This window comes from Ewingella sp. AOP8-B2-18 (assembly GCF_052376015.1).
Classification (GTDB): Bacteria; Pseudomonadota; Gammaproteobacteria; order Enterobacterales; family Enterobacteriaceae; genus Ewingella; species Ewingella allii.
In genome coordinates, this window is the sequence record NZ_JBQSVB010000002.1 from 31,000 (window position 1) to 44,430 (window position 13,431).

A 13,431-nucleotide genomic window follows, 5' to 3' on the forward strand; every position below is an offset into this window, starting at 1 on the left:
GTTTATAGTGAAATCATCGCCTGCGGGCAGTTTAATCTGCGGCGTAACCCTGCTCTGGTAGCGGATTACCGTCGAGGTAGGCCACGCCATCTTTTAGCGATAAACGACCATCGACAAACCAACTTACCACCAGCGGATAGATGCTGTGTTCCTGCGTCTGCACGCGTTCAACCAGCTCATCTTCGCTGTCATCACTGAAAACCGGCACCTTGGCTTGCAGAATGACCGGACCGCCGTCGAGCTGTTCAGTCACGAAGTGCACGGAAGTACCGTGAACCTCATCTTGATTTTCAATTGCTTGACGATGAGTGTGCAGGCCGGGATATTTTGGCAGCAGGGAAGGGTGGATATTGAGCATCCGCCCAGCGAAACGCTGAACGAACTCAGCCGTGAGAATGCGCATGTAGCCCGCAAGCACGATCAAGTCGGGATTATAAGCCTCGATGGCATCGGCCAGCGCGACGTCAAACGCCGCGCGGTCGGCAAAGGATTTTACATCTAATGCATGGGCGGGAATACCGGCCGACTGCGCCCGTTCCAGCCCGAATGCCGAGGCTTTATTACTGAAGACGGCGCTGAGCGTCGCGTAAATACGTCCTTGCTGGCAGGCATCAATCAGCGCCTGAAGGTTACTCCCTTCGCCTGATACCAGCACCACGATCCTTTTCATCTCAACACCTGTCTGTAGTCGAATTTACTTGATGATAACGCGTTCTTCGGAATTAGAGGCTTTTACGCTACCAATTTTCCACGCTTTTTCGCCATTATCATTCAGTAAGGCCACGGCTTCATCGGCCAGCTCAGCAGGCAGAGCAACCAACATACCCACACCACAGTTGAAGGTGCGGTACATTTCGTGGCGGCTGACGTTACCGGCAGTTTGCAGCCAGTTGAACACGTCCGGCCACTGCCAGCTTGCTTCGTCAATCACCACTTGGGTGTTATCCGGCAGCACGCGTGGGATATTTTCCCAGAAGCCGCCACCGGTGAGATGCACGATGCCGTGAACTTCAACTTGCTCAATCAATTTCAGAATCGATTTCACATAGATTTTGGTCGGTGCCAGCAGATGATCTGCCAGAGACTTACCGGCCAAATCCGTGGTTTCTGGATTGGTTTTGCTCACTTCGAGGATTTTGCGCACCAGCGAATAGCCGTTGGAGTGCGGGCCGCTGGCTGCCAGAGCAATCACTGCATCGCCGTCAGCCACTTTGCTGCCATCGATGATTTCTGACTTTTCTACCACGCCCACGCAGAAGCCTGCTACGTCGTAATCTTCGCCGTGATACATGCCCGGCATCTCAGCGGTTTCGCCGCCAACTAATGCACAACCAGACTGCTTACAGCCTTCGGCAATCCCGGTGATCACGCTGGCGGCGGTGTCGACGTCCAACTTACCGGTGGCATAATAATCGAGGAAGAACAGGGGTTCAGCACCCTGAACAATCAAATCGTTGACGCACATGGCGACTAAATCAATGCCGATAGTGTCGTGGCGTTTCAAGTCCATTGCCAGACGCAGCTTGGTGCCAACGCCGTCGGTACCCGAAACCAGCACAGGTTCACGATATTTTTGCGGCAGCGCGCACAGGGCACCAAAACCACCCAATCCGCCCATCACTTCCGGACGACGAGTCTGTTTTACTACACCTTTGATGCGGTCTACTAATGCGTTACCTGCATCGATATCCACACCTGCGTCTTTATAGCTGAGAGAGGTCTTGTCGGTCACTGCGTAATCCCCAAGGCGGTTGGTAAAATAAAACGCGGCAATTCTAACAGCCAAGGCAAACGTTTGCGAGGGGCTTGTGAGGTTGAGAGTCATTCTGCTGTCTATACTGTTGATCGACATTCTATTGACCGCGATCAGGCTATTGGCAGTGGCGTTCAAAAAAAAAGGCGTTATAATCTCGCGATTTTTTTTTGCAGCACAACCACCTTAGGAGAAATAAAAATGAAGATCGTTGAGGTGAAACACCCGCTGGTGCGACATAAGCTGGGCCTGATGCGTGAGAATGACATCAGCACGAAACGTTTTCGCGAACTGGCTTCTGAGGTGGGGAGTCTGCTGACCTATGAAGCAACTTCTGATTTAGAAACTGAGAAAGTGACTATCGAAGGCTGGTGCGGCCCGGTAGAAATCGATCAGATCAAAGGTAAGAAAATCACTGTAGTGCCAATTCTGCGTGCCGGCCTGGGCATGATGGAAGGCGTACTGGAGCACGTTCCAAGCGCGCGTATCAGCGTGGTGGGCGTCTACCGTGACGAACAAACTATGCAACCTGTGCCTTATTTCCAGAAGCTGGTTTCTAATATTGAAGAGCGTCTGGCGCTGGTGGTTGACCCAATGCTGGCGACCGGCGGCTCGATGATTGCCACGATCGACTTGCTGAAAAAAGCCGGCTGCCAGAGCATTAAAGTGCTGGTACTGGTTGCTGCTCCAGAAGGGATTGCCGCGTTAGAGAAAGCGCACCCGGACATTGAGCTGTACACCGCCTCCATTGACCAGGGGTTAAATGAGCATGGTTACATCGTGCCGGGCCTCGGCGATGCGGGCGACAAGATATTTGGTACTAAATAAGCATTCGTTACAAAGCAGCCGACTGAGAAGTCGGCTTTTTTTTGATTTTTTATCAGGGTTTTACCTTTTCATCAGGCCGCCACGGCTGAAACATGACACCTATAATCGCCAACTCTTTGAGAGGATCTATTCATGACACGTCGCGTCATTGGGGTAAGTGAGCGCCCGCCGCTGTTGCAGACCATTCCCCTAAGTTTCCAGCATCTGTTCGCTATGTTCGGTGCCACGGTGCTGGTACCGATCCTGTTTAAAATTAATCCGGCCACGGTGCTGCTGTTCAACGGCATCGGCACTTTGCTGTATCTGTTTGTCTGTAAGGGCAAAATTCCCGCTTATCTCGGCTCCAGCTTTGCGTTTATTTCGCCGGTGCTGCTGTTATTACCGATGGGCTATGAGGCGGCGCTGGGTGGGTTTATCGTCTGCGGCCTGCTGTTCTGCTTAGTCGCGCTGATTGTGAAAAAGGCCGGGATTGGCTGGATAAACGTCATGTTCCCCCCTGCGGCGATGGGCGCAATCGTTGCCGTCATCGGGTTAGAGCTGGCGGGGGTTGCCGCCAATATGGCCGGATTGCTGCCTGCCGAGGGCGCGTCGGCTGATTCCACCACCATTACCATTTCCATGGTAACGCTGGCCGTGACGGTACTCGGTTCGGTGCTGTTCCGCGGCTTCTTGGCGATTATCCCGATCCTGATTGGCGTGCTGGTGGGCTATGCGCTGTCATTCTTTATGGGCGTGGTGGATGTGTCTACCATTGAATCTGCCCACTGGTTCGCGCTGCCAACCTTCTACACCCCGCGCTTTGAGTGGGTGGCGATCCTGACTATTCTACCCGCCGCGCTGGTGGTGATTGCCGAGCACGTCGGGCACCTGGTGGTGACGGCGAATATTGTCAAAAAGGATCTGCTGCGCGACCCGGGCCTGCATCGCTCGATGCTGGCAAATGGGTTATCCACCGTGCTGTCGGGCTTTTTTGGTTCTACGCCAAATACCACCTATGGCGAAAACATCGGCGTAATGGCGATCACCAAGGTCTACAGCACTTGGGTTATCGGCGGCGCGGCGATTCTGGCGATTATGTTGTCCTGCATCGGCAAGCTGGCGGCGGCGATTCAGGCCGTGCCGGTTCCAGTGATGGGCGGCGTTTCTCTTCTGCTATACGGCGTGATTGGTGCCTCGGGTATCCGCGTGCTGATTGAGTCCAAAGTGGACTATAACAAGGCACAGAACCTGATCCTCACCGCGGTTATTCTGATCATCGGCGTCAGCGGTGCGAAGATCCACATTGGCGCTGCGGAGCTGAAAGGCATGGCGCTGGCGACCATCGTCGGCATCTTCCTCAGCCTGCTGTTCAAAGTGATTGAACTGGTGCGCGGCGAAGAAGAGATCATTGATATCGAAGATGAACGCGAGGATCGCCCAGCGTAAATCTTCCCGCTAATCGCCGGTTGCGGGATCCTCCGCCCGGCGATTAGCTCGGTTAGCAAGCGGTTGTGCGGGGCAGAGTTCAACTCCGGCAGGATCCTATGCTAGAATTCTGCCGTTGCCCGCTTTCTGTTTATCGCGGCAACAACCCGAAAAATAACCATGAGATACGACTTTTTGTTGATAACAACATTTGCGGTTTATAAGCCGTATTGGTTGAGGTGCTTCTGAATACGCCGGCACAGCTTTCCCTGCCACTTTATCTTCCTGATGATGAAACCTTTGCCAGTTTTTATCCGGGGGAGAACCCCTCTCTGCTTTCTGCCATTCAAACGGCGCTGCATCAAGAGCACGGCACTTACATCTATTTCTGGTCGCGCGAGGGCGGTGGCCGCAGCCATTTGCTGCACGCAGCCTGTGCTGAACTCTCCCAGCGTGGCGAAGCGGTAGGCTATGTGCCTTTGGATAAACGCGCCTATTTCGTGCCGGAAGTGCTTGATGGCATGGAACATTTGGCGCTGGTTTGTATCGACAATATTGAAGGGATTGCGGGGGATGACGAGTGGGAAGCCGCCGTGTTCCATCTGTATAACCGTATTCTGGAAACCGGCCGCACCCGACTGTTTATTACCGGGGATCGCCCGCCGCGCCAGCTTAATCTCAGCTTGCCTGATCTCGCTTCGCGTTTGGATTGGGGGCAAATCTACAAGTTGCAGCCGCTGTCTGACGAAGAGAAGCTGCAGGCGCTGCAATTGCGCTCGAAACTGCGTGGGTTTGAACTGCCGGAGGATGTCGGTCGCTTCCTGCTGAAGAGGTTGGATCGCGAGATGCGCACGCTGTTTATGACGCTTGATCAGCTCGACAGAGCTTCCATCACGGCACAGCGCAAACTCACGATCCCCTTTGTGAAAGATATTCTTAACCTGTAATTCGGTTCGCCGATTTACAGGATCTCCAGCACCTGCTCAGGCGGGCGTCCCAGCCGCGCTTTGCCTTTCGACAGCACGATCGGGCGCTCAATCAAACGTGGATGATCGGCCAAGGCTTGCAACAGCTGCTGCTCATTCAGCGCCGGATCGGCCAGATTCTCCTCTTTATAAATCTCTTCCCCTTTACGCATTAAATCGCGCGCAGAATCAAATCCCAGCTTCTTCACTAGCTCTTTCAGCGTATCCACCGACGGCGGGATTTCGAGATATAGAATCACTTCCGGCTTAATGCCTTTATCTTCGAGTAACTTCAGTGTTTCTCGACTCTTACTACAGCGCGGATTGTGATAAATCGCGACATCATGTTGCATAAGGTTCTCCCTCTCTGTTTATTGCTCAGCGTCCAATCAGCCCTTTTGATATTGGCGGAAGCGCTTCTGTAGCTGGCGCAACTGATCAATACGGGCGTCATAGCGCGACTGTTCAAGACTGCCCAGCTTCTGCAATGCACTGGCGTTACTCAGAAGTTCGATGGCCTGATCAAGCTGGCCCATTAGCGCCATGCTCTCTGCTCTGGCCGCCAATTCCTGAGCGCGTAAGCCCTGCGCACCGCTGGCTTGTGACAGTAAATCCCAACCATTTGGATCGTTAGGGTAATTGAAAGTATAGCGGTTGAGGATGCGACTTGCGTTTGCGGGCTGGCCGCCTTCGAGATAAGCGTTGGCTAAGTTGAGCAGCAACACCGGATTCTTACTGGTTTCGGCATTGGCTTTTTCCAGCCGCGCAATGGCCTGTGGCGCGTGTTTCTGCTCGACATCGACGTCAGTGGCTAAATCGAGGAACCAGTCATTGCCCGGGTTTTTCTCCAGCAAAGATTCCAAAATACTGCGCGCCTGATCGTACTTTTTGGCTTTGTAGAACTGCAATGCCTGACCATATTTCGCCGCCATCTGGTCGCGGATATTGCCGTTGCTCAGTTGAGTTAAATATTCATCGGTCAGCGGGTTTCTTTCCGTGCCGTACATGCCGAGCATGCGCACCTTGGCCAGCAAATAGCTTTGCGAAGACTGAACGTTGGGGTGCGGCATCTGGTTGGCGCGGTTCCGGATATCCGCCAGACGGCTATCCGGCAAGGGGTGGGTCAGCAGCATTTCAGGCGGCTTGCTGGAGTAGCTCGACAGGTCCGCCAGCTTTTGCAAGAAGGCTGGCATGGCCTGCGGGTCGAAGCCAGCTCGTTGCAGCACCTGAATGCCGATACGGTCGGCTTCCTGCTCGTTACCCTGCGTGAAGCTGATCATACCCTGCTGAGTACCGGCCAAGGTGCCGGTCAGCGCGGCCATACCAGCCTGCGGACTGGCCATCGCCAGCAAAATAGAGCCGAGGGCGCCGACCCAAGTGAGCGGGGCGTTTTTGCGCTGATCTTCCATCGCGCGGGCCAGATGGCGCTGGGTCACGTGGGAGATTTCGTGCGCCATCACCGAGGCCAGCTGGCTTTCATTATCCGTATAGCGGAACAGGGCAGAGTGCAGCACCACGTTGCCGCCAAAGAAGGCAAAGGCATTTAATTCATCATTATTGACGATATAGAAGTGGAACGGCGTGCGCACCGAGTAGGCGCTGGCCACCAGCCGCTGCCCCAGCTCGTTAATGTAACGGTTGAGCAGCGGGTCATTAATCAGCGGGGTACTGGCGCGCATCTGGCGGACATAAAAATCGCCCATTTGCAGCTCCTGATTGATACTCAGGGTGCCGCCAGCCGTGGTGCCCATGTCGGGAAGCTGGTCAGTAATCGACGGTTTATTCGGATTGGAGGACGCAATCGGCGTGGTCCAATAGCTGCTGTCATCGGCCAGTGCCTGCGTCAGGCTGCCGACCGTTAAGCTTCCCACTAATAGGGCTGTGAGCGTTTTTTTAAACCGCATCGCCATAATTAAATCATTCCTAATGAATTCATCAACACTCTGACATAAACCGCTTTAAGAGTTATCCTTCCATGAACGCACTCCGGTACACTCCGGTAGTGACATATTCTTGGCTATTTATCTGATACTTAACAATAGCGATTTCTGGAATATTTGCAGTGTCTCCCCCTGCACTCACTGTGACAACACATTCAACTAAAAGTTAGTTGCAGGCCGGGAGCTGACCATGAGTGTACGGGCTTGTCACATCAGGATCTAACAGGAGCGATATCCTATGCTTGAGATGTTATTACAATGGTACCGCCGACGTTTCACCGATCCTCAAGCCATTGCTTTGCTGGCCATTTTGGTCGCCGGTTTTTGCATTCTCTACTTCTTACACGGCATCCTCGCCCCTCTGCTGGTGGCAATTGTCCTGGCCTACCTGCTGGAATGGCCGGTGGTGCGTTTGCAGCATTTCGGGCTCTCCAGAACGCTGGCGACCAGCGTGGTGCTGCTGATTTTCGCCGGTATTGTGATGCTGGGGGTGTTTGTTATCGCGCCCGTCACTTGGCAGCAGGGCATTAATTTGATGGCCGACCTGCCGAATATGCTCAACCGTTTCTATGATTTCGCCGCCACCTTGCCGAAACGCTACCCCGCGCTGGTAGATGCCGGGATCATCGACATGATGGCTGAAAACCTGCGCAGTAAGCTCTCCGGCGTGGGTGATAATCTGGTGAAGTTCTCTCTGGCGTCGCTGGTCGGGCTGCTGACGCTGGCTATCTACCTGATTTTAGTGCCGATGATGGTGTTCTTCTTGCTCAAAGATAAAGAGCAGATGCTGTGCGCGGTGCGCCGGGTGTTGCCGCGTGACAGTGGTTTAGCCGGGCAGGTGTGGCAGGAGATGAACCAGCAAATCACCAACTATATTCGTGGCAAAGTCCTGGAGATGATTATCGTCGGCGTGGCGACCTATCTGGTGTTCTTCGTCATGGGGATGCGTTATTCGCTGCTGCTGTCCGTGCTGGTGGGGCTGTCAGTGCTCATTCCTTATATCGGCGCGATGCTGGTGACTATTCCGGTAGTGGTGGTGGCGCTATTCCAGTGGGGGATGGGGGCTGACTTCTGGACGCTGTTTGTCGCCTATCTGGTGGTGCAGGGGCTGGATGGCAACGTGATTGTGCCGCTGCTGTTCTCTGAAGCCGTGAACTTGCACCCTCTGGTGATCATCCTGTCAGTAGTGATTTTTGGCGGGCTGTGGGGCTTCTGGGGGGTGTTCTTCGCTATCCCGCTCGCCACGCTGGTGAAAGCCGTGGTGCACGTCTGGCCTGACGAACTGCTTAACGAAACTACCTAAGCTGTAAATCGGCTGATTGAAGACATAAAAAAAGCGCGTCTGCGCTTTTTTTTATAAATCAGTATCAGTACAACGCTTATTGGCCGTTGATGTAGGCCAAAACGATGTCGTGGTGATCGCTGGTTTTGAAGTTGTCGAATACTTTCTCAACCTTGCCATTGCCATCCAGCAGGAAACTGATGCGATGGATACCGTCATAGGTTTTGCCCATAAAGGTCTTCTCGCCCCAGATGCCAAATGCCTGACAGACCTGATGATCTTCATCTGACAGCAGCGTGAAGTTCAGCAGCTCTTTTTCAGCAAATTTCGACAGTTTTTCTGGTTTATCAGTGCTGATCCCCAGCACTTCTACTCCGGCCTTTTTCAACTGATCCATGTTGTCACGCAGGCCACAGGCCTGAACGGTACAACCTGGGGTCATGGCCTTAGGGTAGAAATAAACCAGGACCTTCTGTCCCTGGAAGTCGGCCAGGTTAATTTGTTCGCCGTCTTGGTCAGGCAAACTAAATTGCGGCGCAGGATCACCGGCTTTCAGTGGGTTCATTACAAATCTCCGTCAATTGTCATCATGCTGAGTGTTGCTCACGACGTTAATACTGCCTTGCGCTTTCAGTTCTGTACATAGCTGATGAAAGGCTTGTTCAATTATTGTGGCGTCAGTGTTAGCTGGGCTGTGGGCGGTTATCTGTATAGACAACTGCGCCGGATTTTCACTGTCCGCAGGGCGGGTTTTAGACGCCAGCTCAGCAATGTTCATTTGATGAGTATCGAATAAATCGGTGAATCGCTCAATCAGGTGCGGGGAGTCTTTTACGTCGACTTTCACCCAAACGGTGGCAGGCATGGGTGGCCGGTCATGGGCGCTGGTGCGTTTCATCACAATCAGTAACTCAAGCTCTGCGCCTTTTTGCGGCAGCGTGGACTCAATGAGCGTGATGGCGTTCCAGCTACCTGAGAGGAACATGATAAACGTGAACTCGTCACCGAGCATTGCCAGACGGCTGTCTTCAATGTTGCAACCGCAACTGCTGACCTGACGGGTAATGGTGTTGACAATACCCGGACGGTCGGCACCCAGTGCGGTGATAACAAGATAGTGTTGTTGTTGCTGCGGCAAAATTGCTCTTCCTGTCATGCTTGGGAGTATTCCCAAGGTAAACATAAAAAAAACCGCCGGACAAGCGCTTACAACACGTTGATTGCTTGCTTTTGCAGTGGTGTCAAAAGTACCATGGATGACCTGTTTGTGGAGGGGAAGGTCAATGTTTACGGGAAGTATTGTTGCACTGGTTACGCCGATGGACGACAAAGGTGTTGTCGATCGCGCGAGTTTAAAAAAACTGATTGATTATCATGTGTCCAGTGGTACTGCGGCGATCGTTTCCGTAGGCACAACCGGTGAATCAGCCACCTTAACGCATGATGAGCACGGCGACGTGGTCATGCAGACGCTTGAGTTGGCTGACGGGCGCATTCCGGTTATCGCGGGGACGGGAGCTAATTCGACCGCGGAAGCGATTTCTCTCACCCAACGTTTCGAAGGCACTGGCGTAGTAGGCTGTCTCACCGTGACACCTTATTACAACCGCCCAACGCAGGAAGGCCTGTTCCAGCACTTTAAAGCCATTGCTGAACACACGGCGCTGCCGCAAATTCTCTACAACGTGCCTTCGCGAACTGGCTGCGACATGCTGCCAGCCACCGTGGCGCGTTTAGCAAAAATTAAGAATATTGTTGCTTTGAAAGAAGCGACAGGGAACTTAAGTCGTGTTAGCCAGATCCAAGTGCTGGTTGATGATGAAGACTTCATCTTGCTGAGCGGCGATGACGCCAGCGGGCTGGACTTCATGCAACTTGGCGGCAAAGGTGTTATTTCGGTCACTGCCAACGTGGCAGCGCGCGAAATGGCGCAACTTTGTGAGCTGGCGGCGCAGGGCAATTTTGCCGAAGCGCGCCGTTTAAATCAGCGCTTGATGCCGTTGCATCAGGATTTGTTTGTAGAAGCAAACCCAATTCCAGTGAAATGGGCCTGTAAGGCACTGGGGTTGATGGCAACCGATACTCTGCGTCTGCCTATGACGCCGTTAACAGATGCTGCCCGTCCGGTAGTGGAAAAAGCTCTTAAAAGCGCCGGTTTGCTGTAACTCTTAGGGAGATTTGATGGCCTGTTCATTAGTTCAAAAGACCAGATTGCAAAAGTCGATGGTAGCGAAAGTGGTGGGCGTGTCCCTCATTATGTTGCTGGCGGCATGTTCCAGCGATCAGCGCTACAAGCGTCAGGTAAGCGGCGATGAAGCTTATCTGGATGCCCCACCTGTCAGCGAATTAAAAACGCCAGCAGGGATGATTTTGCCACTGCAAAACGGCACTTACGAAATTCCTTCCGGCTCGCTGAAAGGCAACGTCGGTAAGCAATTGGATATCCGTCCACCGCAGCAACCACTGGCTCTGCTCAATGGTTCCCGCACTCAGTTCAGCGGCGACAGCGGCACGGTATTGCTGGAAAACACCCCGCAAAACCGCGACCTGTGGAACAACGTGGTGAAAGCCGTTCAGCAAAACAATTTCAAAATTGCTAACCGTGACGATGCTAACCAGACGCTGACCACGGATATGGTTGATTGGAACCGTGCTGATGAAGATTTCCAATATCAGGGCCGTTACCAAATCACCGTGCAGCAGCAGGGCTACCAGCTGGCGCTGATTGCCAAAACGCTTGAATTGAAACAGCAGGACAAGGCGGTGACCTCACCGGCTGAGATCCAGCGTTACAACAGCCAGATGCTGAACTCCATTACGGCTAGCCTCGATAAAGTCCAACAGGACGAGCAGGCGCGTCTCGAAAACCGTAAAGTGGGCGAGATTGACGTTCAGAGCGGCGCAGATGATACCGGCCTGGCCGTGTTGATTGTGCGTTCAAGCTACGGCGTGGTTTGGGATCGCTTGCCGAATGCCTTGGCGAAAGCCGGCATGAAAGTGACCGACAGCAGCCGCCCGCAGGGTACGCTTTCTGTGACTTACAAACCGTTGAATGACGACGCGTGGGACACTCTGGGTGCCAAAGACCCGGGCCTTGCTTCCGGCGACTACAAAATTCAGGTCGGCGACCTTGATAACCGTAGTAGCTTGCAGTTCCTTGATCCTAAAGGACATGCACTCAGCCAGTCGCAGAACGATGCGATGGTTGCGGTCATGCAGGCTGCGTTTAACCAGAGCAGCGCGGCGAAGTAAGAATGAACTAAAAGGGGCTTCGGCCCCTTTTTACATCCCTCTTTTCATCGGTTATTTTTAAAGAATCACCATTAATTGTTTACTACTGGAGTAAGTAAAGATGCAAAAGTTAGCTGAGTTGTATCGCGGAAAGGCGAAAACCGTCTATACCACCGAAAACCCAGACCTGCTGGTTTTGGAGTTCCGTAATGATACATCAGCACTCGATGGCGAGCGTATTGAGCAGTTCGACCGTAAAGGCATGGTTAACAACAAATTTAACCATTTCATCATGAGCAAGTTGGAAGAAGCTGGCATTCCTACCCAAATGGAACGTCTGCTGTCGGATACCGAAGTGCTGGTGAAGAAGCTGGATATGGTTCCGGTTGAATGCGTTATCCGTAACCGCGCTGCTGGGTCGCTGGTAAAACGTCTGGGCATTGAAGAAGGTCTGGAATTGAACCCACCGTTGTTCGATTTATTCCTGAAAAACGATGCAATGCATGACCCAATGGTCAACGAGTCTTACTGCAAAACCTTCGGTTGGGTTAACGAAGAGAACTTAGCGCGCATGAAAGAGCTGAGCTACAAAGCTAACGACGTGCTGAGCAAGCTGTTCGACGACGCGGGCCTGATTCTGGTCGACTTCAAATTAGAGTTCGGTCTGTTTAAAGGCGAAGTGGTGCTGGGTGATGAGTTCTCTCCAGACGGTAGCCGCCTGTGGGACAAGCAAACGCTGAACAAGATGGACAAAGATCGCTATCGCCAGAGTCTCGGCGGCCTGATCGAAGCCTATGAAGAAGTGGCTCACCGTATTGGTGTGAAACTGGACTGATCGGCAACGATTTTTTCAGGCTAGCGACGCAATCGTTTACGCGGTGGCGTTTGATGCAATCTAGCCTGAATGCGCAGCAAACGGGTGGCCTATCTGGGCTACCCGTTTTTCTTTTGGCCCCTGACTTATCTCAATTCCACTAAACCTATCTCAAATTCCATTCATTTCTGGAATAACTCCCGTAAAATTGCCCGCTTGGGGAAATGGTATTTCCCGCACTCATTATCTAGTCTTAAAAAAACAGCTGGGAGGTGGACTATGCGTTGGCAAGGGCGTCGCGAGAGCGACAATGTGGAAGACAGGCGCGGGCAGAGTTCGGGACCCGGTTTGGGCGGCGGCGGCATGCGCCTGCCAATCCGCGGTAAAAGCGGCATAGTGATTATTATTGTGGTGCTGGTGGCGGGTTATTACGGCGTGGATCTCACTCCGTTAATTGACGGCGGCCAGTCCGGCGGGGTGCAGCAAACCCAGTCTCAGTCCATCAGCCCGAAAGATGATGAACAGGCTAAGTTCACCTCAGTGGTGCTGGCTTCCACTGAAGATACCTGGAAAGAGATTTTCCAGCGTCAGGGCCAAACCTATGTCGACCCTAAACTGGTGATGTATCGCGGCCAAACCCGTACCGGCTGCGGCACCGGCCAGTCGGTCATGGGGCCATTCTACTGCCCGGCGGACAGCACGGTTTATATCGATCTGTCCTTCTATCAAGAATTGAAAAACAAGCTCGGCGCGGGCGGAGACTTTGCTCAGGCCTACGTGGTGGCGCACGAGGTGGGACACCACGTGCAGCACCTGATGGGCATCGAGCGCAAAGTTCGCCAGATGCAGCAAGGGGCGTCGCAAACCACAGTCAATCAGCTTTCAGTGAAAATGGAGCTACAGGCCGACTGCTTCGCCGGCGTCTGGGGCCACAGCGTGCAGCAACAAAACATGCTGGAAGAGGGCGATCTGAAAGAGGCGCTGGACGCCGCGCAGGCGATTGGCGATGACCGTCTGCAACAGCAGAGTCAGGGCCGCGTGGTACCAGACCGCTTTACCCACGGCACGTCGCAGCAGCGCTATACCTGGTTCAAACGCGGTTTCGACAGTGGTGATCCTAACCAGTGCAACACCTTTGCCAGCCGCTAATCGCCTGATATTTCAAGGCTGAATCGCTGGTTTGCATGGCAAAACTGTTCAATAATTGACGTCCG

Annotated in this window: 14 protein-coding genes; 8 read left to right on the forward strand and 6 right to left on the reverse strand. The window is 53.2% G+C overall.

What is annotated here, in order from left to right; all coding sequences use genetic code 11:
- Positions 1-31: 31 nt before the first annotated feature.
- Positions 32-670 (reverse strand): phosphoribosylglycinamide formyltransferase, encoded by a 639-nt coding sequence (gene purN, locus ACT3RR_RS04430; protein WP_496199840.1) that lies wholly within the window; start codon positions 668-670, stop codon positions 32-34.
- A gap of 24 nt (positions 671-694) precedes the next feature.
- Positions 695-1,732: a phosphoribosylformylglycinamidine cyclo-ligase gene (gene purM, locus ACT3RR_RS04435; RefSeq protein ID WP_185689523.1), complete on the reverse strand. Its 1,038-nt coding sequence runs from the start codon at positions 1,730-1,732 to the stop codon at positions 695-697.
- 222 nt (positions 1,733-1,954) lie between these two features.
- Here purM and upp point away from each other — a divergent pair, with 222 nt between their 5' ends.
- From upp to hda, 3 genes are all read left to right on the forward strand, one after another.
- Positions 1,955-2,581: a uracil phosphoribosyltransferase gene (gene upp / locus ACT3RR_RS04440; protein WP_353502903.1), complete on the forward strand. Its 627-nt coding sequence runs from the start codon at positions 1,955-1,957 to the stop codon at positions 2,579-2,581.
- A gap of 132 nt (positions 2,582-2,713) precedes the next feature.
- Positions 2,714-4,006, forward strand: a complete 1,293-nt coding sequence (uraA, locus tag ACT3RR_RS04445; protein ID WP_396130990.1) for a uracil permease — start codon at positions 2,714-2,716, stop codon at positions 4,004-4,006.
- Positions 4,007-4,224: 218 nt separating this feature from the next.
- The gene (gene hda, locus ACT3RR_RS04450; protein ID WP_185689525.1) at positions 4,225-4,932 is read left to right on the forward strand and encodes a DnaA inactivator Hda; all 708 of its coding nucleotides are present in this window, start codon (positions 4,225-4,227) and stop codon (positions 4,930-4,932) included.
- Positions 4,933-4,946: 14 nt separating this feature from the next.
- Here the strand turns inward: hda and arsC are convergent, their stop codons facing one another.
- Both arsC and ACT3RR_RS04460 read right to left on the reverse strand, forming a co-directional pair.
- Complete coding sequence (gene arsC / locus ACT3RR_RS04455) at positions 4,947-5,303, reverse strand: arsenate reductase (glutaredoxin) (protein WP_485903735.1); 357 nt, start codon at positions 5,301-5,303, stop codon at positions 4,947-4,949.
- Positions 5,304-5,339: 36 nt separating this feature from the next.
- Positions 5,340-6,860 (reverse strand): beta-barrel assembly-enhancing protease, encoded by a 1,521-nt coding sequence (locus tag ACT3RR_RS04460; protein WP_496199841.1) that lies wholly within the window; start codon positions 6,858-6,860, stop codon positions 5,340-5,342.
- 268 nt (positions 6,861-7,128) lie between these two features.
- Between ACT3RR_RS04460 and ACT3RR_RS04465 the strand changes: the two genes are divergently transcribed.
- Complete coding sequence (locus ACT3RR_RS04465) at positions 7,129-8,193, forward strand: AI-2E family transporter (protein ID WP_353502900.1); 1,065 nt, start codon at positions 7,129-7,131, stop codon at positions 8,191-8,193.
- Positions 8,194-8,269: 76 nt separating this feature from the next.
- Here the strand turns inward: ACT3RR_RS04465 and bcp are convergent, their stop codons facing one another.
- Together bcp and ACT3RR_RS04475 are read right to left on the reverse strand one after the other, a co-directional pair.
- Positions 8,270-8,737: a thioredoxin-dependent thiol peroxidase gene (gene bcp, locus ACT3RR_RS04470; RefSeq protein WP_034792107.1), complete on the reverse strand. Its 468-nt coding sequence runs from the start codon at positions 8,735-8,737 to the stop codon at positions 8,270-8,272.
- Positions 8,738-8,749: 12 nt separating this feature from the next.
- Positions 8,750-9,328, reverse strand: coding sequence for a glycine cleavage system transcriptional repressor (locus ACT3RR_RS04475; RefSeq protein WP_353502899.1), 579 nt, complete (start codon positions 9,326-9,328; stop codon positions 8,750-8,752).
- A 127-nt stretch (positions 9,329-9,455) separates the two neighbouring features.
- Between ACT3RR_RS04475 and dapA the strand changes: the two genes are divergently transcribed.
- From dapA to ypfJ, 4 genes are all read left to right on the forward strand, one after another.
- A complete protein-coding gene (dapA, locus tag ACT3RR_RS04480; RefSeq protein ID WP_034792103.1) occupies positions 9,456-10,337 on the forward strand; it encodes a 4-hydroxy-tetrahydrodipicolinate synthase in 882 nt (293 codons plus the stop codon).
- Between the two features lie 16 nt (positions 10,338-10,353).
- Positions 10,354-11,424: an outer membrane protein assembly factor BamC gene (bamC, locus tag ACT3RR_RS04485; protein ID WP_353502898.1), complete on the forward strand. Its 1,071-nt coding sequence runs from the start codon at positions 10,354-10,356 to the stop codon at positions 11,422-11,424.
- A 100-nt stretch (positions 11,425-11,524) separates the two neighbouring features.
- On the forward strand, positions 11,525-12,238 hold the full coding sequence (gene purC / locus ACT3RR_RS04490; protein WP_100937345.1) for a phosphoribosylaminoimidazolesuccinocarboxamide synthase: 714 nt from the start codon (positions 11,525-11,527) through the stop codon (positions 12,236-12,238).
- Positions 12,239-12,496: 258 nt separating this feature from the next.
- Positions 12,497-13,366, forward strand: a complete 870-nt coding sequence (ypfJ, locus tag ACT3RR_RS04495; protein ID WP_496199842.1) for a KPN_02809 family neutral zinc metallopeptidase — start codon at positions 12,497-12,499, stop codon at positions 13,364-13,366.
- Positions 13,367-13,431 lie beyond the last annotated feature (65 nt).